Genomic DNA, 22,038 nt, shown 5'->3' with positions numbered 1-22,038 from the left:
TGGTTACTTTTTTTGTTTGGTGTATAGAGCAATCATCGCAACGACAGCTGTTGTCATTGTTGCGAGGAACAATCCAAATTGGAATAACATGTTCATTGCTTCGTAAGTCACCATGTAAACACCCCCTTTCAAAAGGGAGTGCCAACCGCCCATCCGCTATATGTTTCTACCTTATAATTATACCATGAATTTGCTATAAAAAGAAACGCATGTTCGTTTTTTAGCTACTAAGCTTTATAATGCTGATCTGACAAAGTTAATCTAATCTATAGAAGCTTGGCTTTTCCTCTCTACTTCTCGTACTACTCCTATACTGTCCTTCTTACTATTCAAAACAGCGATAAACGCATTAATCTCACTCTCCGATAAGTCATCCAAGCGATCCAGTTGCGTTTTTAAATAAGCAGTCGTTGGATCATCGCTTTCTGTTTCTTTAATGAAATAGGTGGCAATCGATCCTGTGATCATTCCTAGTAAACCAATTCCGAAAATCATTAGGACGATTGCAATGATTCTTCCTAATCCTGTTTCGACAGAAATGTCGCCATAACCTACAGTGGTTGCGGTTACGACACTCCACCATAGAGCATCCTCATAACTCGTGATGGAAGGCTCTATAAATCGTATCGGGATCGCCGCTGCGAATATGAGAATCACGGTAAACGTCAAAATTCGTTGCAATCCGTTAATCTCTAAAATGGCGAGGGCTGGCTTTGCATATCTTTTGACGATGGTAAAAGCCCTTACGACACGAATCAATCGAGCTAATCTTGCCAACTGGAACACGGAGTCAAATGGAATAATGGCAATTAAATCAAATGGATTCTTTTTGATGAATTCTAACTTATTCTTGCTAATGAAAAATCGTGTAGAGACATCTACTAGGAATATGAACCAAACAATCTTATCTATATATTGTAGGGAATCCTTTTGAATCCAGACAAAAGATACAGAAAGAATGGCAAGGGAAAACATGATTACTTCGTAAATAAGTTTCAAACGATGTTTTGTCACGTGAATCGACACTCCTTACTACTAAAAATGACCATAAAAAAGCTAGATCACAGGGAACTTTATGTCTGTGATCTAGCTTTTTTCAATACGTCCCAGGCAGGAATCGAACCTGCGACCCACAGCTTAGGAGGCTGTTGCTCTATCCCCTGAGCTACTGAGACCTTTTGGAATTAACTATATCAGTATACGGCAAACTATCCATATGGGCAACTACTCGATTACGATTTCTTGATACAATCCAATTGTTTTAACCCCAAAGCATTATAGCGTATACTAGTTGGTGAAGATAACAAATCTAACTAGTGGAGGCGATTTTGTTGAATCGATTAGAAAACAAAGTAGCAGTCGTAACAGGTGCAGGATCTGGGCTTGGTCGTGAAATTGCAGAATTGTACGCTCGTGAAGGTGCAAAGATTGTCATTGCGGACATGAATATGGAAGGTGCAGAAGAAACCGTTCAAGCGATTAAAGCAACTGGCGGGGAAGCACTAGCTGTAAAAACGAATGTCACTGTTGAAGAAGACGTACAGCGCATGATTGATACAGCTGTCGAAAAGTTTAGCACTCTCGATATCTTGGTGAACAATGCTGGAATTATGGATAACATGTATTCCGCTGCAACGATTACGGACGATGTTTGGGACAAAGTATTGGCGATTAATACAACTGGCGTCATGCGTGCAACACGGAAAGCGCTTTCCATCTTTGAACAAAAGCAATCGGGTGTCATCGTCAATATGGCATCGATGCGATCGCACCAGCACAAGTACCTACGAATATTACGAACAATTTAGTACAACCTGATAAGCATGGTATGGAGCAAGCTTTGAAAGGCGTTAGCCAATTGAGCCGTCCAGGTACGAAAGAAGAAATCGCGAACATCGCGTTGTTCTTAGCATCTGACGAATCCTCTTATGTAAATGGCGTTATCATGCAAGCGGATAACGGTTGGTCCGCTTACTAATACTTGAACCCATAGAAACGACTTCCTGTTTACTCGGAGGTCGTTTCTTTTTTTGTGAGTTGCAAATCTCCATCGTTTACAAATGAAAATTCAAAGCGTATACTAAAGTAGTTAGGTAGGGTAACTAATCATTAACTTGCAAAGTGAGGCGAGACAATGCAATTAGAACATCAATTTTTCAGAAGTTATGTCAAACTGTATCGTCCTATGGTGAATCAACTCAATCGATTGCTGTTGCATTATGACTTATACAACGCACAATGGACCATCTTAAGTTTGCTGTCGAGAGAAGGCGAGATGACTTCTGCAGAAATTGCTGAAGAACAGATGATTGAAAAACCGTCCGTCACAAAAGTAGTAAAGAGACTTCACGAAATTGGGTATCTTGATGTGACTCAAGGGCAAGATAAGCGTGAGAAGTTGTTGAAGCTCTCTAGTGAAGGTGAGCGGATCACAGTTGAGATTCAAGCTGAACTACTTCCGCTATATGAAAAATTCTTAACAGACATTCCTAAGGAAGACATTCAGGCTGCGAAACAATTGCTCGATCAGGCATACAAAAATCTTATCAACTAATGGAGAGGGTCAGTATATGGAAGTCAAACAAAACTTATGGACCAAGGACTTTATTTTTATTTCTATCATTAACTTTTTCTTAATGATCGTCATGTACATGCTGATGGTAACAATTGCTCCATTTGCCGTTGAAGAATATGGCGCTTCAGCCAGCATGGCAGGTCTTGTATCTGGGATATTCATCATCGGAACGTTGTCTGCACGAATCGGAACAGGGCGTGTGATTGAAAGTATAGGCAGCCGTCGGATCTTGCTGTTCGGTATGATTATTTCTGTCATCGCTGTTGCATTATATTTCATTGCGCATTCACTTCCAATTCTTCTAATCGTTCGTTTCATCCACGGAATTGGACTTGGTATTGCATCAACAGCAACAGGTACGATGATTGCACAAATCATACCGGCTTCACGCCGTGGTGAAGGGATTGGCTACTTTAGTTTGAGTACAGTACTTGCGACAGCAATCGGGCCATTCTTTGGTATTTACCTAAGTCAACATGTCGAATTCACTTGGATATTTATCTTTAGTTTAGCACTTGGACTTGTTGGTCTTGCTATGTTCTTCTTTGTCGATAAACGTCCAGAAGAAGCACCACAAGAAATTGTCGAAGTAAAAGATACGCCAAAAGGACTTGCGAATTACATCGAAAAATCTGCATTGCCAATTGCTGCAGTAATATTACTTGCGGGAATCGGATATTCAGGTGTGTTGTCGTTTCTGTCATTTTACGCAAAAGAAGCGAACCTTGTCGATGCAGCAAGTTTCTTCTTCCTAATCTATGCTGTAGCCATTCTGATTTCCCGTCCATTCTCAGGGAAGTTATTAGACCGTAAAGGCGGCACATTTGTCGTTGTTCCTTCATTAGTATTGTTTGCGGGTGGTTTATTACTACTTAGTCAAACACATACTGGTTTCATCTTGCTCATTGCGGGTGCGATTATCGGACTTGGATTCGGGAATTTCCAATCCTGTGCGCAAGCGATTGCTCTCATTGGTGTTCCTATTAAACGGATCGGGATCGCAACATCTACATTCTATATCTTCCTGGACTTCGGGTTCGGATTCGGTCCGTACTTCTTAGGAAATGTAGCAACGGCTTATGGATACCGTGATTTGTATATGATCCTTGCCGGATTAGTGGTCGTAGCGCTCGTTCTGTACTTGCTGATTTCCCGTAAAAAGCAACCTGCGATTCAATAAAAAAAAACGGTTCTCCAATAGATGGAGAGCCGTTTTTTTAAGAAGGGACCCGTTCAAATCCAAGATAACGAGTGCCTTGAAAATTTAATTTCCCAATATCACCCTCAGCGAGCATTCCGTATTGCTCACCTGTGGTCTGGAACTCTTGACGATCGCCACTTTCATATTCAAACGTTACATAATAGGAAGTGGTTGCTGACATATCGCCGGAACCTCCAGATGTATTTGTACGTTTCGTTTTCACATGAGCTGCAACTGTGATTTTAGGGGAATTGTTGTTTTTACCCCAATCTGCTGCTCCTTTAATAAAGACGAAGAGAATGATTCCACCTACAATACAAAAGAAAATCACGAAAATAATAGGGAATACATCAAAGAAAGAATCGTCATAAGGATTCATACTCATCCCGCCTTTCTGTTTCTTTTAGTATATACGAAGTCCATTGCAAACGGTTTCAAAAAAAGAAACAGTTTTTTCATAGTAATTGCTTTGCATTCTATAAAATGTGTGCTATTCTATTATTACTTTAACAGACTAAAGCGATGAAGTGGAGGAAAATCATATGAAGATGAAAAAGATGAAAGTAGCGTTAGCAGGTCTTGGAGTCATTGCACTTTTAGCAGGATGTGGGAATTCTAAAGAAGCAGCAAGAGGTGAAAAGGAGTTAGTCATCGGGGTTGATGATAAATTCGCTCCATTAGGATTCCGTGACGAAGCGAATGAGCTTACAGGGTTTGACATCGACTATGCAAAAGCTGCAGCTGAGCACATGGGCATGAAAGCGAAATTCCAGCCAATCGATTGGAAAGCGAAAGAAACAGAATTGGCTAGTGGACGCATTGATCTTATCTGGAACGGGTATACGATTACAGAAGATCGTAAAAAGAAAGTACTTTTCACAAAACCTTACTTAAGCAATGCACAAGTAGTTGCAGTACTTGAAGGTTCGGATATTAAATCACTAGGAGATCTTGAAGGTAAAGAAGTTGGCCTACAAGCATTATCTTCAGCAGCAGATGCACTTGAAGCAAATCCGATTGCGGATAAAGTTAAAAACAAAACGGAATTTGCGGATAACGTTTTAGCTCTTTCAGATTTGAAGAGTAAACGTGTAGAAGCAGTCATTATTGATGAAGTCGTCATTGACTATTACATGTCGAAAGAAGAGGGCACGTTTAAAGTACTCGATGAAACACTTGCTCCTGAGGAATACGGTGTAGGCGTGAAAAAAGGGAACGAGGATTTATTGAAAAAACTACAAGATGCATTAGATACGATGAATGAAGATGGGACAGCAGCACAAATTTCCGAAACGTGGTTTGGTGAAAACAAAGTATTGAAGTAAGTCACGGTTTCTAGTCAAGTTGGAGGGGTTACAATGTCGCCAGATTATTTAATATCAATTATAGTACCAATGCTTGAAGGGGCGAAAGCAACAATTCTATTGTTCCTCATCGCAATCGTTGCTTCGATTCCACTCGGATTCCTGCTGACACTCGCGGTGAATAGCACGTTCAAACCGTTGTCATGGTTAGCAAATACGTACATCTACCTCATGCGCGGTACGCCGCTCTTACTGCAATTATTGTTCTTTGTATTCGGGTTGCCCCTAATCCCGGTCATCGGCGAGTTCTTGGTCATGGACCGATTCGCAGCCGCAGCGCTTGCATTCATCTTGAACTATGCAGCGTATTTTGCGGAAATCTTCCGTGGTGGCTTGTTATCGATTGATAAAGGACAATATGAAGCGGCTCAAGTACTAGGATTGAACAAATGGCAAACAACAACACGAATTGTCATTCCACAAATGATTCGTATTGCGCTTCCAGCCCTTGCGAACGAATCCGTAACTCTTGTGAAAGATACGGCGTTATTGTATGCTGTGGCGGTTCCGGAGCTGCTTCACTTTGCGCAAACGGCAGTTAACCGCGACTTTACAATTGTTCCGTTTGTTGTGGCAGGTGTGATCTATTTGATGATTACTGCGGTATTGACGCTTGTTTTCAAGTGGTTGGAACGACGATTCCATTATGTATGAGGAAGGTGAAAAGCAATGGCATTGATTGACGTAGTCGATATGAAAAAATCATTTGGTGATATTGAAGTTCTAAAACAGATTACATTCCAGGTAGAGAAAAACGAAGTTGTGGCGGTCATTGGTCCGTCCGGATCAGGTAAGAGTACGATGCTCCGAAGCCTTGCACATCTTGAAGAGATTGAAGGAGGAACCGTCCGAATCGGCGGAGAAGCACTTGTAGAAGACGGTGTCTATGCAAGTACGCCAGAAATCCGTAAAATCGGAAGACGGATCGGCATGGTGTTTCAGCACTTTAACTTGTTCCCTCACTTAACCGTGAAACAGAACTTGGCTCTCGCGCCGAAACTTGTAAAAGGTGAACCGAAAGAGAAACTTGCAGGTCGAATTACAGAGCTGCTAACAAAAGTCGGTCTAGCAGATAAAGTCGATGCGTATCCTGCGAATTTGTCAGGCGGTCAAAAGCAACGTGTTGCAATTGCTCGTGCGCTTATGATGGATCCTGAAATTCTATTGTTCGATGAACCAACTTCCGCTCTCGATCCAGAATTAACAGGGGAAGTCCTTGCAGTGATGAAGAAACTAGCAGAAGAGAACATGACGATGATTGTCGTCACGCACGAAATGTCGTTTGCGAAAGATGTCGCAACGAAAGCGTTGTTTATGGCGGATGGACAAATTGTCGAAGAAGGTATTCCAGCAGAGATGTTAACAAATCCGACACATGATCGTACAAAAGCGTTTTTAGCGCGCACGTTAGGCTAAAGTGAACTGGCTCGGCCTTTCCACATATGGTAAACTGGAAAGGTAAGACAATTTGCTAGCAATGGAGTGGTAACGTTGAAAAACGCGTCTTCTACAATTGAAACGCCTATAAAGAAGCGGAATTACAAGCCGTTCATTATCATTGTATCCGTCATTCTAATCGGTGCAATCGGGATTCTTTCAGGGATTCCTGGAGCGGAAAACTTTGACGCATTTGATATTACGATTCTTCCGATGCTCAATGCAATCTTCAACACGTTTACGTTCCTGTTTCTAGTTGGAGCTTTAATCGCCATAAAAAAACGGAACATCGCGGTACATAAGCGATTCATTTACGCAGCATTCGTGACGACATTCTTCTTCCTGATCACGTATGTCATGTATCACTTCTTGGCAGAATCGACACCGTTCGGCGGTAGCGGGTTCATGGCAGGATTCTACTATTTCATCCTAATTACTCATATCTTACTAGCGGCGGCAATCGTACCACTCGCTTTAACGAGTGTCGCACGTGCATGGAACGGTGAAGTCGAACGTCACCGTAAAATCGTCCGCTTCACGATGCCTATCTGGCTATACGTCAGTTTCACAGGCGTCCTCGTCTATGTATTAATCTCACCGTACTATTAAGAACTTGTTAAAGGTATAGGCTAGACTTTATCTTCATTCAAAAAGCACGGACACCCCGTAATGGGATGTCCGTGCTTTTTCGTCTTACAGCTCCTGATAAGGTTTCATGAACCGACCACTATCTTTAACTTCCGCGTGGTATAACGCTTTCAATGCGAAAGGCCGCTCCAATTCATGCTCTTTCATAATCTGAGTCAACCGTGACGAGAGCTCAGGCTCTCTTTTCACTAGCTGTGCCATCTTTTGTTGGTTATATTGCATATTCTATTCCGCCTCCGTTCTTAACATGCCGTTGCTTTAGTATAGCACGCCTGACGCTGTTTTTCGATGTCGACACAAAAACCCCCTCTTTCCGATAAAAAAGAAAGAGGGGAGGCAGTCACTTCATTATAAGATAGTTCGGTTGTATTCATCCAAGTCATGCCCCGTTCTACGTGGATAATCCCCGTCAACAAGCACAAGAATTTTCCCTTCGTCGAAATGCGTATTGTATCGGTTTGCTTCTTCTTCAGGAATGCCCATACCAATGAGTGCGCCAGCTAATCCGCCAACACCCGCACCTGCGGCGGCTCCTGTAATCCCAGCAATAATCGGACCTGCAGCAATGATTGGTCCAATACCTGGAATCGCTAACGCACCAATACCTGCAAGAACTCCACCAAGTCCGCCTAATACGACGCCAGCTGCAGCTCCTGTTGCTGCACCATCCGTTGCATGTGTTCCAGTTTCTTCTACAACCGTATCGACTTGTTCGCGTTCTTTACTAATTACTGAAATTTCATCTGATGAATAGCCTTGTCGTTTTAAATCTTCAATTGCTAGAATTGCATCATTTTCACTGTCATAGTAACCTACTACTTGTCGTTTTACCATGTTGAATCGCCTCCTGGAATTTTTACTGCTAGATTTCGTTGCTAGTCTGAAGAATACCCGTGGTATTTTTTCTGAAACCTTTTCGTGGTTTCAGCTAGAACTCTTTTGACGTTCTTAAGATGAAGACTTTTCGCAAATATTTTTTAATACCACAATAGGTTTTAGTTTCGTCAGGTAGGGAATAAATACAAGAACGATTTTATAGGGGGAACTTACATATGGATCAAACAGATGCGCATCAGAAGCGCAGGAAGTTAACAAAAACGCTGAAGCCTTCGTGGGTGTTCGCGATTGCGTTAGGATCATCCGTAGGGTGGGGAGCTTTTATCCTACCGGGAGATTGGATTGGTGAGTCAGGACCACTTGGGGCCACAATCGGCTTATTAATTGGAGCGCTTGTAATGATGATTATTGCATCAAGCTACGGTGTTATGATAAAGAAATTCCCAGTTTCAGGGGGAGGCTTTACCTATGCTTTTATAGGAGCAGGTAAGATTTGGGCCTTCATCTGTGGATGGTTCCTATCACTTGGATACATATCGATTGTTGCTTTAAATGCTTCTGCATTTTCATTACTTTTGAAATTCTTAGCACCTGGATTCATGAAGCAATTCTATCTCTATAGTGTTGCAGGCTGGGATGTCTATTTACCAGAAGTCATTATTTCATCAGTCATCATTTTATTGTTTGCTCTCATTAACTCAACAGGAACAAGCATTTCTGGACGAATTCAATTTTACTTCAGTATTCTATTAGTTGCAGGAGTCGTTATACTCGGGGCTTTCACTTTTGGAATTACAGAAGCACCGTTTGAAAACATGAAACCATTATTCAACGGCAATCAATCTGTTTTGACATCGATTCTTGTCATATTGGCAATTGCTCCTTGGGCGTATGTCGGATTCGACAATGTTCCTCAAGCAGCAGAGGAGTTCAATTTCTCTCCACGTAAAGCGACTATGCTTATCGTAGCTTCGTTATTTGCTTCATTTTTAATCTATGCAGTAATGATTGGGCTTACAGCATGGACTTTCCCGACAGGATCTTCTGTTGGCGACGGCAGCCTTTGGTTAACAGGTGAAGTGGTCAACTCAGCACTTGGATATGGCGGATTGGTCGTAATGGCGGTTGCAATCATGATGGGAATCTTTACAGGGTTAAACGGTTTCTATATGTCCTCGAGTCGTCTTCTATTCTCTATGGCACGCGCACGCGCATTGCCGGATATGTTTAGAACAATCTCGAAGAAAAGCCAAACACCTATATGGGGTATCTGGTTTGTGACACTTATTACACTCCCAACTCCATGGTTCGGCCGACAAGCCCTATCCTGGATTGTAGATATGTCTTCAACAGGCGTCTCGGTCGCGTACTTATTCACATGTATCGCCGCCTATAAAGTATTAGCATGGGGGAAAGAAGAAGCTCACCGTGAAATTGCACCAGTTAAAAAAGGACTTGCGTTAGCAGGCATTATTGCGAGTATAGCATTCTTGCTCTTGCTTCTTCTTCCAATGTCTCCAGCTTCATTGACTACTCCTTCTTACGTGCTTTTAATTGCATGGGCAATTCTTGGAGGTATCTTCTATAGTGTGATCCAAAAGCGCTATAATAGTCTCACTCAAGAAGAAACTGAGTACTATATGCTAGGTAAGACAATTGAATCAGAAGTGGATACGACAATTGAAGTAAATACGGATCGTCCTAATTCTACAAACACCGATACGACGGGAACAGGACTCCCTACGTAACGAATAGGTACTATCGATTTGACAGCATTCGACCTATGGTTCCATAGGTCATGCTGTTATTTTATTTTTTAGATAGGCATTTCGTATATAAACACTTGCTTTATATAGGAGTAATCGATTACAATAAATTATAAATCACTAGTATTCTATACTCAAGTTAGGATGGAGGCTCAGAAATGGGTTGCAGAGCAGCATGTATTGTTACTGACTTACTATTTGAAGTAAAGATTGAAGACGAAGCGTCCCGTGGAATGCTTGTCAAATACATAGAACGTCTTGAAGCGCAGACATCAAATTTGAGGGACGACGATATGATGATCACGATGTCGGAAGTTGGGCTTCGTGAATTAGCGGATTTCACGAAAGATTATTTGGATGAAACTCTACTGCACTTCCGAGTAGTGGGAGAACTTGTATGGCGACCTTTTTCACAAGTGAATGAAGTGTTTGCTTCCCAGTGGATTGATGAACTTATTCAAAATGAACGTGTCATCTCATATTATCAGCCTATTGTTGATACAGAGTGCACAATATTTGGCTATGAGTTGTTAGCCCGTTTTCATTCACCTGAAGGAGAAATGATCTATCCAGATGAAGCGTTTGCAGCAGCACGAGCTCGAGGTCGTCTTTATGCACTCGATCGTCTATGCCGAATCACCGCGGTTCGTCATGCAGCACCACTTATTAACGTAAAAGCTTTCATAAACTTTGTGCCTACATCGATTTATTCTCCTGAGTTCTGTCTGCAATCAACGGTTGCTGTTGCGAACCAATTCAATATCGATCCGTACCAATTAGTTTTTGAAGTAGTTGAAACAGATAAAGTAGAAGACGTGGAACACTTGAAAACGATTTTAAGATATTATCGTGAGAAAGGTTTCCATTATGCACTTGACGATGTCGGTGAAGGGTTTAGCACGGTTGAACTATTGGCAGAGTTACAGCCAAATTATATGAAGCTCGATCGCTCTTACGTGGATGGCGTCTCAAGTGATACGAAAAAACAAGCTAACGCAGAACTGTTCCTAACAAAAGCCAAAGAAAGTGGATCTGTTCCACTTGCTGAAGGTATTGAAACAAAAGAAGATTTTGAGTGGTTGAAGAGTAAGGGATATGAGTTGTTCCAAGGGTACTTCTTTGGAAAACCGGCACCATCCCCGTTATAATAGGAACAAACTAGGGACCGCCATCTGTGCGGTCCTTTTTTAGGAGGGATCTTTTGAAAACAATCGTCTGGTTCAGGAACGACTTACGTCTACATGACCATCCCGCTCTACACGAAGCCGCTACATGTGGTCAAGTCGTGCCTATATACATAGTACCTGAAACGAAGACTCCTACTGCTTCGGATTGGTGGATTTCAGAATCACTCGAACACTTAAAAGAACAGCTTGAAAAGTTAGGCGCTCCATTAGTCATTCTCCAAGGAGAACCTGCATTAGTACTCACTGAATTCGCTTTTAGACATGGCGCAGACTCGCTATTCTTCAATGGACAAGTAGATCCGATATCGAGAAGGGAAGAGACGTCCTTACTTGAAGCGGAAGGGTTATCGGGTATCGATATTCGACGCTTCGAGCCAAACATGTTGCTCGATCCGTCAATTTTAAAAACGGGAGCCGGTCATCCCTATAAAGTGTTCGGCGCATTTTGGAAATCCTTACAGCAACAAACAATCCCTTGGCCGCTACCTGTACCAACTTCTCTAACTAGTTGGATTGATAGCGATGCAACGTCAATTTTATTAGAAGAAACCGACTTACGCTCCTCTATAAAATGGGATACGTCTTTACAAGAAGCATGGACTCCAGGTGAATTCGCTTCTTTTAATCAATGGGTTCACTTTAAGGATAACGGTATTAATTCGTATGTTCGACGACGTGATTTTCCTGCGATAGACGGCACTTCAAGACTATCCGGCTATTTAGCCTCCGGCAATATGAGCATACGAGCATTATGGCATGCGGTTCGTCGGGCACAATCTGAAGGGGAAGTCCCTCAACCTGAACCTTTTCTAAGACAACTTGCATGGCGAGAGTTCGCTTATTATCAGCTTATGCACTTCCCAGATATTACAGAGCGACCGTTACGATCCGAGTTTCTACAGTTTGCTTGGCGCGAAGATCCTGAAGGACTACTTGCGTGGAAGGAAGGTCGTACAGGATTTCCATTGGTCGATGCCGGCATGCGTGAATTGTGGTCGACAGGTACGATTCATAATCGTGTGAGAATGGTCGTCGCTTCTTTTCTAATTAAGCACTTGCTCATCGACTGGCGTATCGGTGCAGAATGGTTCCGAGAAACGCTAGTCGATTATGATGTTGCGAACAATACTCTTGGCTGGCAGTGGGTAGCAGGTTCCGGATTTGATGCCGCCCCTTATTTCCGTATATTCAATCCAACAGCACAAAGTAAAAAGTTCGATGCCGACGGTACCTATATTCGAAAGTGGGTGCCTGAACTCGCTACACTTCCAAAACCATTTATCCATGAACCGCATCTTGCACCGGAAGACGTATTAACAGAGGCTGGGGTATTGATTGATAAAACGTACCCATCCCCAATTGTCGATCATTCGACCGCTCGTACCCGAGCGTTGGATGCATATGCATTCATAAAAGGGAAGAAAGAGGGTTCGTCATGAACAAGCATGTTCAAGGAGTCAGTTTAGCTGCTGCCTACGGGCTAATTAGCGGGTTGATCCTGACGTGCTTATTTAAATGGCTTGAATCTGTGACAGGTGAGAAGATCTACACATTCTTACTGAATGTCGATTACATTCCTGTGATTGGTGACATCTCATTTCCAGAATGGATTGAAGTGGTGTTCCATCTAATCGTTTCAATCGTTGTTACTATTGGATTCTATCTCATGTTTCAGCTGCGTACCACATGGAAGAGACAGTCTTTATTAATTTGTACAGGCGTCAGTATCGTTATAGGAATCGCACTATTTCCAACAACGGCATTATCAGATCATACACCCGAAATCACAGATGGACTTTCACTCCTGTACTGGCTACTCGGTCACGCCGTGTTCGGTGCAGTCTTAGGTTTATTCTACCGGTTGGGAAAATAATAAGTGTTCATACCTAAAAAGCACTTCAGCTGTCGGATTGACAGAGCTGAAGTGCTTTTTGTTATTAATGGAAGATCCCTGCTTCTTTTGATTTTTTCAATAGTTGGTTCGTACCTTTATTAATATGCTCTTTTAGCAATGCACCAAATAGGATGAAGGCAATCGAACAGCAGGCGAGGAAGGATAGATCTTTTGCCACGCGCTCCCAAACGATTCCACCTACTGCTTCACGCATAACATCAATCGCATAAGTGAAGGGTAGGAAAGGGTTAATCATACCGAAGAAGTCGGGAAGTAATACAACTGGGTACGTTCCTCCAGATCCAGCGATTTGCAAGACCAGCATGACAATCGCCATTGCTTTTCCTACATCTCCAAATACCGAAACCAGTGTGTACACGATTGACATGAATACGATGCTAATGAACACACCGAACACGACAAACCAAACCGGTTCACGAATATGGACATCGAGTATGAAAAGGTCTCCACCTAGGACGATAAGTGATTGCAATAAACCGATGCCTCCGAACGTCAATAATCTACCAAAATAGACATGACGAGCTGAGAATTCGTCTCCATGTAAATCAGTGGATAGAAGCGAAATCAGTAATAGACAGCCGACCCACAGAGAGAGCACGGTATAAAATGGAGTCATGCCTGTACCGTAATTTTCAATTGAGTATAATCGGTTTTCCTTTAGTTGAATGGGTTCTTCAAAGAAACTTTTTTCAGCATTTGGATCGTTCTGCAACAATGTAATGATTTCATTAATATCCGTTTCACCTTGAATGCTTCGGATTTTATCCGCTAACTGATTCACTTTTTCTGAAATGTAAGGATACTCCGCAACCGCTTTTTTAATAGTTCCTTTTCCTTCGGCTAATTCACGGTCTGAGTTCCCTAAGATCGTTTGCACTTTTGGAAATGTTGACTGAATTTCTGTAAGAAGTCCTTTTGCTTGTCCAAGAGTTCCTTTAGCTGTCGCAATTTCATTCTTTATCGTCGGTTCGATTGTATTTACATATTCTTTCATGAAACGATCGAGTTCAACGGAAGTATTCCCCGCGATTTTTTGTAAATCATCTACTGCTTGATCGAGTTCTTGTGCTTTGCCTTTCACGACACTATTTACAGTACGTGCATTCGTCTGCGCTTCCTGTAAGACGTTTTTCAAATCGTCTGTTTTAGTGATCGCACTCCCTAGCTTTCCTGACAAATCGGACGTTGAAAGACAAGGGGTTGGAGTAGCACCTGGTTCATCAACAGGTTCTTCGTCTGAACCAGGGGACGGTTTTTCACTAGGTTTCGGTAGCCCTTGCACGATTTCTTGTAATCGCAAGAGATCCTGCTTCACGCCATCTACCCGTTCAATACTTGTTGTCATTCGAGCATCAAGTGATTTCTTGGCATTGTCGAGTTCGGTGAAATCAAGTTGAACACCGTGTAGCTGTTTCAAGAAACTATTGGCCTCATTCGAAATTTCGGTAACTTTTTTCAAGTCCGCTTTGATTTTCGGTGACATTTCATCTAACTTCTGTTCAGCTTCGTTTAGGTAAGCAACGGTCCGGTTGATTTGAGCGAGACCGTCTTCTGTAACTTGTGTTGCCTTTGGCAGTTTTCCTTGTGCTTCGTGAATGATGGCTTGTGCATCGGTTGCATCGCCTAATCCACGATTCAGGAGATTATAGATTTCAGGTAAGCTTTTTTCCGCTTCAAAGATATAGTTCTCGAACCTTTTTACATCAGGTAGATCAGCTTCTAATTCGAGTCCGAGTGTGTTAAGCATATCAAAAATAACACCATTGACCGTTGAAACGAATTGACTACTCACTTTATCGACAATGACCGTTGCTCCTTTTTCTGTAATCTTAGGGGCAATCGAATTCAATTTTTCATTGACGAAATAATCAACTTCAGCTTTTTCCGGGTTACCGGATACGACGGAGGCTAGTTGTTCAGACAACGTCTCAGGCAATACCATCACAGCGTAATAATCTCCGTATTCAACTCCATCCATAGCTTCTTTTTTAGAGACAAAGTGCCATTCCATCGAAGGGTTTTTCTTCAATGTCGAGACGATTTCTGCTCCAGTATCAATATGCTTGTTTTGAACATCGGCACCCTTATCTTCGTTGACGACAGCAACCGGCAATTTATCGGTTCTGCCATATGGATCTGACGAGGCATAGATATTTAACCATGCATATAATGACGGTAAGAAAATTAATCCACCAATTAACACAGCAGCGACCCAGTTCGTTGAGATGTTGCGTACATCTCGTTTGAAAATCGTGAAGATATTGCGCATTCGTCTGCCTCCTTTCATTAAACAAGTTGTGTTCATCCTACTGGATTTAGGAAGGATGAAACCTAATAGGCTTATCTTACTATACTACCCAAAAACCCCTTATCCTGAACGTCAGGATAAGGGGTTTTTAGGTGTTAATCGATCAAGCCATCTCTCATTGTGACAATTCGGTCCGCGTAGGGCAACATTTCTTCGTCATGCGTGACCATTAGTGTAGTGATTTTTAGCGTTTTTGTTAGATTACGAATGATTTCCATCACTTCTTTGGAACGTTTGGAATCGAGACTTGCTGTCGGTTCATCCGCAAAAAGCATTTTCGGTTGATGAATGATGGCGCGCGCAATCGCGACACGTTGTTTTTCCCCGCCTGAAAGGGATGATGGATAAGCTTCCTTCCTATGCGACATCCCAACAAGTTCGAGTACTTTTGACACTTCCTGCTTTTGCTGTTTTTTATTCAACTTCGTCTCCGCTACATCCAGCATGAGCAACAACTGATCTTCTACAGTCAAAAAGGGGACGAGGTGAGAAGATTGGAACACAAACCCGAACTCACTGGAACGGATTTTCCGGATTTCTTCTTGGCTCATTTGCGTCATATCTTTACCTTCAAAAAGTACTTGCCCACCAGATGCTCTTTGTAATCCGGCAGCTATTGTTAAAATCGTTGACTTACCTGAACCCGAAGGACCGACAAGTGCAGTAATTTCGCCTTCGTTTAAGTCAAGATCGACACCTTTTAAGATTTTTTCACTGACATCACCAGTTTTGAACGTTTTTTCGACATCGTCAATTGTGAAAATGGACATCTTACATCTCTCCTTGTTGGATTGCCTGTAACGGCTCCACTTTTTTAATTTGGAATCCGGAAATTGTTGCTCCGATGAATCCAATCACTAAGAAAACAACAGAAAGTATAAGCGTAGTATTGAGCGGCAAGCTAAATGGCATGCCAGCAGGAGCTACCATACTAAACAACTGACTGAGTCCACCCGATAGTACGAGCGAAACGACTGTAATGAGCAACATTTGGTACCACATCATACTAAACAACGAGCTCGTTTTCACACCGATCGCTTTCAAAATGCCATATAAGCCGATTTTCTGGACGTTCATCATATAGAAGAAAATCGCAAACAGCATACCGCTAATGACCACAAGGAACCAAATAATCATATTGAGTGACATTTGTTCTGCGCCATAACTCGGAATCGTATTTAAGAACTCTTTATTACTAAAAGCTTCGAGACCACTAATAGCATCTGGACTATCTGATCCTGGGATGAAAACTGTCTGCATTTCCATCACACGGTAGATTTCCTGGTAATTTGTCATGCTGATAAACGCAACAGGTGCGTGACTATACGTTTGTTTCTCTGAGAATCCAGTAACTTTGAACTCTCCACTGAATTGGTTGTTCGTCAAGATGTCGCCGACTTTGATGCCTTCATTTTTTAACGAAGCATCTAGCACCACTTCGTTTTCTTTGACGTTCGGGAACAGCTCACTGTCAGTTGATGTTACAAAAGCGACACTATGCTGTTTGTCTTCAGCGTCATTGACAAAGCCCATTTGAATGGACATCGCTGTAGCACCTTCATAGTCTGCGAGTAACTTGTCTTGCTGATCGACATCGATCTTAGAGAGGTTATACGTTTGTTTAGCGTCATCATTTAAATAAAACTGACCATTTGGTACGTTTTTAATGAGAGCTGCGTTGTCTTCAGATAACCCGTTGGCAAGTCCTGAAATAATGAATGTAAGGAAACTGACCAAAAAGATAATCGAACCTAGTATCAGGAATTTCATTTTACTTTTTTTAACTTCTTTCCACGCCATTTGCATGGTGAACACCTCCGTTAGTAATTACCTTCAGTTTACGCTGCCAATATGAACGCCACATAAACACAGCATTACAAATGCATCTACTTTATCACTTGAATAGAAACGAAAATGTATTCAAATATTTCAAACCTTCAAATTTTAATATGGTATAATTATCCTTACTAGGAAGAGGTAGCATGTAGAAATAGATCTCACACTTTATGCATATAACAAAGTGTTGACATGATCATTCAATGAGGAAGGAGGAACTCCTTTGGAAACTAGTATGATGATTTCGATACTCCCTATTCTTTCTATACTTTTTTATCTAGTACCATTTGGTTTTATCGTTTGGTTTACAGTCACCTTCATTAAATTACAAAAAGAAAAAAATCAAATCTTGCGAACTATCGCAGATAAGATGGACAAATTGTAAGTAGAGGAGTACATAAGATGAAACGATTACAACAAGGAGATACAATTGGTATTTTTTCTCCATCATCACCTGCAACGGTAAATGCAGAACCTCGCTATAAGCGGGCAAAAGCGTTTATAGAGTTAAAAGGCTTCATTGTGAAAGAGGGCAATTTAACAGGGAAATCTGATGGGTACCGTTCTGGCACGCCGAAAGAACGAGCTGAGGAACTGAATGAGTTGCTGAGGGATCCGGATGTCAAGATGATCATGTCTACAATTGGAGGTACAAACTCAAATAGTTTGTTGCCTTATCTTGATTACGAGGCATTTAAACAGAACCCTAAACTAGTAGTAGGGTATTCGGATGCAACAGCTATACTACTTGCGCTGTATGCAAAAACAGGAATCCCCACCTATTATGGACCTGCGTTAGTTCCATCATTTGGGGAGTTCGAGCCGCTTGTCGATGTTACGTATCATTATTTTAAACAGTATTTTATGCAAGAAAGTGTTATTCCTTATGAAGTGCCTATGTCTGACTATTGGTCCGATGAACCGGTCAACTGGTTGCAGAAAACCACAGAAAAGAAGTTGTATCCAAACGAGTGGGTTACGGGGAATGGGGGAGTCGCAGAAGGACGGCTGATCGGAGGGAATTTGAATACGATGTACGGATTTATCGGATCATCGTATTTTCCGGAAGTTAAGGAAGGCGATATCTTATTGATCGAGGATTGTATTAAAACAGCATCTGTTGTTGAGAAGAATTTTGCGATGCTCAAAGTGCATGGCGTCTTCGAAAAAGTAGCTGGAATCATTTTAGGCAAACATGAATTATATGATGATTCAGGGACTGGGAAACTGCCTTTAGATTTATTGCTGGAACAACTGGATGGTCTGCACGTTCCAATTCTAGCTGAATTTGACGCTTGCCACACCCATCCAATGCATCCATTGGCAATCGGTAAAAAGGTCAAGATGGATGCGGATAAGAAAACAGTGATTTGTACAGAACACTGGATCGATAATGGGAAATGAAGTTTCTTGAGGGAGATTCGTGGTCATTTGTTATTGCAAAGAAGGAGGATAAGTATGCAGGAGTCTAATTTATCCCGTAGTTTTATTACATTCGCAAACATGGAGTGCAAGGGGTCTAGTAAACTTTATGAATTTCTATCAATAAACATAGCTAAAGATGCTGAACTACTCGATTTGTGCCTGGCAGTTCCAAAAGGTCAACCCGTGCCTAATCTATTATTCGGAGCTGTCCATTATCTACTATTTAAAGGAAATGAACATCAATTAAGAGACTATTATCGAAGTATTACAATCCAACCGAAACAAATAGGCAACGAAACCTTTGGCTATTTCAAAGATTTTTGCATCAGATATCGTGATGAAATCATTCCAATCCTAAAGAGCAAGTTGGTTCAAACAAACGAAGTGAGAAGATGTGGTTATCTCTATCCTACTTTCTCATGGATTTACAATAAGACTCAACAGCCTTTATCGATCATTGAAATTGGAACGAGTGCGGGTCTTCAGCTTTTATGGGATACATATAGCTATTCATACGGCACTAAAGAAACAGTTGGAAATAAAAACGCTCGAGTTCATATTACTTCAGAAGTAAAAGGCGATCACTTTCCGATAGTGCTTTCAGAGAGTCCTCCGATAGTCTCTAAAATAGGGCTTGACCTCAATATAAACGATTTATCCGATCCTGAAGATTATTTGTGGTTAAAAGCACTCATTTGGCCAGAACATCAGGAAAGATTAGAGCTATTCGTACAGGCTGCTGCGAATTTGAAAGAAAACCCGATACAACTGGTTGAAGGCGATGGCGTCCTTTTACTTTCAGAAGTGGTAGAAACACTTCCAGCAGACTCAACAATCTGCATCTTCCATACTCATGTGGCAAACCAAATCCCAACTGAGTCCAAGCATGAACTAGTAGAAAGGATTGCGTCGCTAGGGAGGAAAAGAGACGTTTTTCACATTTACAACAACATGTGGGATCGACAGCTCCACCTCGATTATTATGTGAACGGCAAGGAATTCAAGAATACGATTGGTGATACAGATGGTCATGGTAGATGGTTTGAATGGAATTTGGAACGCAGCTGATTGTACCTTGCAAGGATAGACTAATACAAAGTCTATCTACAAAACTGATATGAAAAATCTCTCATAAAACGCACACTATCAAGAAGAAACGGATAATGAAGCTATAAAGAGAATAGTATGTGCTGCAGATGCAGCAATAAAAAGTGTTTGGGGGCGTTACGATGAGTGACTATTACGGAAAACTTTGCACTCAGATTTATGAAGTCGATAAATCTATTGCCGATGGAAAAGAGCTTGATTTTTATCTATCCTATGCACAAAATAAAAACTTGAAAGTTTTAGAACCTATGTGTGGAAATGGTAGAATGCTTATTCCTTTTATGGAGAAAGGGATTGATATTGAAGGCTTTGATGTTTCAGAAGAAATGCTTCGTCTATGTAGTGTAAAAGCTAAAAAGTTAAACCTAGACCCTAAAATTTCTTGCATTAAAATAGAAGAGTTTGTCAGTCGCGGGAGTTATGATTTAATCATCATACCGTTTGGTTCTTTTTCACTTTTGCCAGATGAATTAGTGAAAGATAGTCTTTCTAACATGAGAACTTCATTAAAGGAAGGCGGTAAGATACTTTTAACCGTTATGACAAGCAAGGAGCCAGTTGAAGAGATTCTTGAATATATTGAAACGAATAGACAATTTTTGGATAACGGTGAAATTGTTGAATATAAAAAAGTCCATTATGACCAAATAACTAGTGTGCAAAATATTAAGTTGAACTATCAATTCATTAAAAATGGTCATATCGATAAATCAGAAACAATGTACTTCCCAATCCGTCTTTATGAGCCAGGCGAATTCGAAAATATTTTGATATCTAACAGATTTGATAATTTTGTACTGCATGAAGTTATTGATGGCTATGGTGTAGGAAATTCATTTCAAGTATTCGAATGTGCAAAATAGATTCGGATGTATGGATTTTATAACTAATGAGCCTTTTGCCCACTGAATAAAATGTACTTGTGAAATGAGCCAGATACTTAACTAGGTGGTAGTGGAATGGATAGAGAAAACAACATCATGCATCTTATAAAAATTAGGAATATTAGTGTGGAAGATTATTACAACATCTTGAATTGGAGTAAAGATGACACTTTTTGTGAAGCGAATGGTTGGGAGATTAATAGAAGTGCAGAAGAACTATATAGTTGGTGGCTCCGTTGTGTCGATAATAAATCTAAAGATTTCATTCGTAAAGCAATCCTCCTTGAAGACAAATTAGTTGGATATGCGGATTTAGTTTTTGTTGCAGATAACAAAGCTGAATTAGGCATTGCAATCGGTGATAGTAAATTATGGGGTAATGGAATCGGCACTAATTCCATTCTGTGTATGATGAAGTATGCTTCTGAAAAATTTGGAATGACCAGCTTTTACGCAGAAATACATGAAGGGAATACTCGATCAAGAAAAATGTTTGAAAAGATTGGATTCTTAGAGATAAGTAGAATTAGCAATGAGGAATACTTAGGTATCGATAACCAATTAATACAGTATCGTTTTCAATAATTGAGCATTATTTAGTATTGAACGAACACGGATTAAAAAAAATTACAGAAAAAAAGATAGAATAACTAGCTATTTCCCCATATGGTCGCTTTCTTGAAGTGACGTAAACGGACTATTGAAAGATAAATTGATATACACAGAGGTGAGTGATTTGGGGTTATATTATCAAGAGAGTGGAGATAAGAATGCCCCCTTAATGGTGTTTTTACATGGTGGTGGCGTTAGTAGTTGGATGTGGGAAAAGCAAATTCAATATTTCACTAACTATCATTGCTTAACAATAGATTTACCAGAACAAGGAAAGAGTAGTCGGATTGATCACTTTACGATTCGAGATAGTGCAGAAAAGATCATTGTGTTAACAGAAAAAATGTCGAACGGTAAAAAAATAGTTGTGATTGGATTCTCATTGGGTGCACAAGTAGCCATTCAAATGATTAGCATGAAGCCGGATTTAATTAGTAGTGCAGTCATTAACAGTGCTTTAGTAAGACCCAATGCGTTTTTCAGAAAGATGATTAGACCGTCTGTAAAATTCACATTCCCTTTAATTAGTATTAAGTATTTTGCTAGACTTCAATCAAAAATACTTTATGTTAGTGAAGAACATTTTGAAGCTTATTATGAGGAAACCTCTCAAATGAAGGCTGATAGTCTAATTCGAATATTAAAAGAAAATATGTCGTTCGAAATACCTAATGATTTTAATAAAGCAAGGTGCAAGATATTAGTTACTGTTGGGGAGAAAGAAAAAGGAATAATGAAAAAATCAGCTATAGATATAGTTTCGAGCAATTCAAATTGTCTAGGAATAATTATACCTAGCGTTGGCCACGGAGTATCGTTACAGAAGCCTAATTTTTTTAATCAAATGGTTGAAAAATGGCTACTGGAATGTGTTTTACCGATAAATGCGATACCGATAAAGTGAGATTTTCACTCGCAATGATACTCGAGTTTATA

Annotated in this window: 23 protein-coding genes, 1 tRNA gene and 1 pseudogene; 16 read left to right on the top strand and 9 right to left on the bottom strand. The window is 40.8% G+C overall.

The features are described 5' to 3' along the window. Positions 1-3 precede the first annotated feature (3 nt). From ACRPI0_RS07100 to ACRPI0_RS07090, 3 genes are all read right to left on the bottom strand, one after another. Positions 4-114: a putative holin-like toxin gene (locus ACRPI0_RS07100; protein ID WP_432355637.1), complete on the bottom strand. Its 111-nt coding sequence runs from the start codon at positions 112-114 to the stop codon at positions 4-6. A gap of 147 nt (positions 115-261) precedes the next feature. Then, positions 262-1,014 (bottom strand): potassium channel family protein, encoded by a 753-nt coding sequence (locus tag ACRPI0_RS07095; protein WP_432355636.1) that lies wholly within the window; start codon positions 1,012-1,014, stop codon positions 262-264. A gap of 88 nt (positions 1,015-1,102) precedes the next feature. Then, a tRNA-Arg gene (locus tag ACRPI0_RS07090) sits at positions 1,103-1,175 on the bottom strand. 156 nt (positions 1,176-1,331) lie between these two features. Between ACRPI0_RS07090 and ACRPI0_RS07085 the strand changes: the two are divergent. The 3 genes and pseudogenes from ACRPI0_RS07085 to ACRPI0_RS07075 all read left to right on the top strand — a co-directional run bounded on the left by ACRPI0_RS07085 (position 1,332) and on the right by ACRPI0_RS07075 (position 3,755). After that, positions 1,332-1,978, top strand: a pseudogene (locus ACRPI0_RS07085) (SDR family oxidoreductase). A gap of 156 nt (positions 1,979-2,134) precedes the next feature. After that, positions 2,135-2,554 (top strand): MarR family winged helix-turn-helix transcriptional regulator, encoded by a 420-nt coding sequence (locus ACRPI0_RS07080; RefSeq protein ID WP_432355635.1) that lies wholly within the window; start codon positions 2,135-2,137, stop codon positions 2,552-2,554. Between the two features lie 16 nt (positions 2,555-2,570). After that, a complete protein-coding gene (locus tag ACRPI0_RS07075) occupies positions 2,571-3,755 on the top strand; it encodes an MFS transporter (protein WP_432355634.1) in 1,185 nt (394 codons plus the stop codon). Positions 3,756-3,792: 37 nt separating this feature from the next. On the opposite strand, the gene ACRPI0_RS07070 is transcribed toward ACRPI0_RS07075, so the two are convergent. Continuing rightward, positions 3,793-4,155, bottom strand: a complete 363-nt coding sequence (locus ACRPI0_RS07070) for a DUF2500 domain-containing protein (protein WP_432355633.1) — start codon at positions 4,153-4,155, stop codon at positions 3,793-3,795. A gap of 169 nt (positions 4,156-4,324) precedes the next feature. Here ACRPI0_RS07070 and ACRPI0_RS07065 point away from each other — a divergent pair, with 169 nt between their 5' ends. From ACRPI0_RS07065 to ACRPI0_RS07050, 4 genes are all read left to right on the top strand, one after another. Continuing rightward, complete coding sequence (locus ACRPI0_RS07065) at positions 4,325-5,101, top strand: amino acid ABC transporter substrate-binding protein (protein WP_432355902.1); 777 nt, start codon at positions 4,325-4,327, stop codon at positions 5,099-5,101. Positions 5,102-5,134: 33 nt separating this feature from the next. Next, a complete protein-coding gene (locus ACRPI0_RS07060) occupies positions 5,135-5,794 on the top strand; it encodes an amino acid ABC transporter permease (RefSeq protein WP_432355632.1) in 660 nt (219 codons plus the stop codon). A gap of 15 nt (positions 5,795-5,809) precedes the next feature. Beyond that, positions 5,810-6,556 (top strand): amino acid ABC transporter ATP-binding protein, encoded by a 747-nt coding sequence (locus tag ACRPI0_RS07055; protein ID WP_432355631.1) that lies wholly within the window; start codon positions 5,810-5,812, stop codon positions 6,554-6,556. Between the two features lie 75 nt (positions 6,557-6,631). Continuing rightward, positions 6,632-7,186, top strand: a complete 555-nt coding sequence (locus ACRPI0_RS07050) for a DUF420 domain-containing protein (protein ID WP_432355630.1) — start codon at positions 6,632-6,634, stop codon at positions 7,184-7,186. A gap of 84 nt (positions 7,187-7,270) precedes the next feature. Here ACRPI0_RS07050 and ACRPI0_RS07045 read toward each other — a convergent pair whose 3' ends face one another. Both ACRPI0_RS07045 and ACRPI0_RS07040 read right to left on the bottom strand, forming a co-directional pair. Next, a complete protein-coding gene (locus ACRPI0_RS07045) occupies positions 7,271-7,447 on the bottom strand; it encodes a hypothetical protein (RefSeq protein WP_432355629.1) in 177 nt (58 codons plus the stop codon). A gap of 126 nt (positions 7,448-7,573) precedes the next feature. Next, positions 7,574-8,059 (bottom strand): general stress protein, encoded by a 486-nt coding sequence (locus ACRPI0_RS07040; protein ID WP_432355628.1) that lies wholly within the window; start codon positions 8,057-8,059, stop codon positions 7,574-7,576. Between the two features lie 218 nt (positions 8,060-8,277). Here ACRPI0_RS07040 and ACRPI0_RS07035 point away from each other — a divergent pair, with 218 nt between their 5' ends. The 4 genes from ACRPI0_RS07035 (at position 8,278) to ACRPI0_RS07020 (ending at position 12,888) form a co-directional block, all read left to right on the top strand. Then, positions 8,278-9,810, top strand: a complete 1,533-nt coding sequence (locus ACRPI0_RS07035; RefSeq protein WP_432355627.1) for an APC family permease — start codon at positions 8,278-8,280, stop codon at positions 9,808-9,810. A 176-nt stretch (positions 9,811-9,986) separates the two neighbouring features. After that, a complete protein-coding gene (locus tag ACRPI0_RS07030; RefSeq protein ID WP_432355626.1) occupies positions 9,987-10,976 on the top strand; it encodes an EAL domain-containing protein in 990 nt (329 codons plus the stop codon). A 53-nt stretch (positions 10,977-11,029) separates the two neighbouring features. Next, complete coding sequence (locus tag ACRPI0_RS07025; RefSeq protein WP_432355625.1) at positions 11,030-12,454, top strand: cryptochrome/photolyase family protein; 1,425 nt, start codon at positions 11,030-11,032, stop codon at positions 12,452-12,454. Continuing rightward, entirely contained in the window at positions 12,451-12,888 is a 438-nt protein-coding gene (locus tag ACRPI0_RS07020; RefSeq protein WP_432355624.1) for a hypothetical protein, read from the top strand. Before ACRPI0_RS07025 ends, ACRPI0_RS07020 begins: the two co-directional genes overlap by 4 nt. 64 nt (positions 12,889-12,952) lie before the next feature. On the opposite strand, the gene ACRPI0_RS07015 is transcribed toward ACRPI0_RS07020, so the two are convergent. The 3 genes from ACRPI0_RS07015 to ACRPI0_RS07005 all read right to left on the bottom strand — a co-directional run bounded on the left by ACRPI0_RS07015 (position 12,953) and on the right by ACRPI0_RS07005 (position 17,044). Continuing rightward, complete coding sequence (locus tag ACRPI0_RS07015; protein ID WP_432355623.1) at positions 12,953-15,199, bottom strand: YhgE/Pip family protein; 2,247 nt, start codon at positions 15,197-15,199, stop codon at positions 12,953-12,955. Positions 15,200-15,333: 134 nt separating this feature from the next. Then, positions 15,334-16,008, bottom strand: coding sequence for an ABC transporter ATP-binding protein (locus ACRPI0_RS07010; protein ID WP_432355622.1), 675 nt, complete (start codon positions 16,006-16,008; stop codon positions 15,334-15,336). Position 16,009: 1 nt separating this feature from the next. Beyond that, positions 16,010-17,044: an ABC transporter permease gene (locus ACRPI0_RS07005; protein ID WP_432355621.1), complete on the bottom strand. Its 1,035-nt coding sequence runs from the start codon at positions 17,042-17,044 to the stop codon at positions 16,010-16,012. A 432-nt stretch (positions 17,045-17,476) separates the two neighbouring features. Here ACRPI0_RS07005 and ACRPI0_RS07000 point away from each other — a divergent pair, with 432 nt between their 5' ends. The 5 genes from ACRPI0_RS07000 (at position 17,477) to ACRPI0_RS06980 (ending at position 22,006) form a co-directional block, all read left to right on the top strand. Continuing rightward, positions 17,477-18,478 (top strand): S66 family peptidase, encoded by a 1,002-nt coding sequence (locus ACRPI0_RS07000; RefSeq protein WP_432355620.1) that lies wholly within the window; start codon positions 17,477-17,479, stop codon positions 18,476-18,478. A 54-nt stretch (positions 18,479-18,532) separates the two neighbouring features. Next, positions 18,533-19,567, top strand: a complete 1,035-nt coding sequence (locus ACRPI0_RS06995) for a DUF2332 domain-containing protein (protein ID WP_432355619.1) — start codon at positions 18,533-18,535, stop codon at positions 19,565-19,567. A gap of 161 nt (positions 19,568-19,728) precedes the next feature. Continuing rightward, the gene (locus ACRPI0_RS06990; protein ID WP_432355618.1) at positions 19,729-20,469 is read left to right on the top strand and encodes a class I SAM-dependent methyltransferase; all 741 of its coding nucleotides are present in this window, start codon (positions 19,729-19,731) and stop codon (positions 20,467-20,469) included. A gap of 96 nt (positions 20,470-20,565) precedes the next feature. Next, positions 20,566-21,075, top strand: a complete 510-nt coding sequence (locus ACRPI0_RS06985; protein ID WP_432355617.1) for a GNAT family N-acetyltransferase — start codon at positions 20,566-20,568, stop codon at positions 21,073-21,075. A gap of 151 nt (positions 21,076-21,226) precedes the next feature. Continuing rightward, entirely contained in the window at positions 21,227-22,006 is a 780-nt protein-coding gene (locus tag ACRPI0_RS06980) for an alpha/beta fold hydrolase (RefSeq protein WP_432355901.1), read from the top strand. The last annotated feature ends 32 nt before the right edge of the window (positions 22,007-22,038 follow it).

It is taken from the genome of Sporosarcina sp. A2 (assembly GCF_050858885.1).
Classification (GTDB): domain Bacteria; phylum Bacillota; class Bacilli; order Bacillales_A; family Planococcaceae; genus Sporosarcina.
Note: the sequence above shows the minus strand (reverse complement) of the source record. Positions and strands in the feature narration are given on the sequence as shown.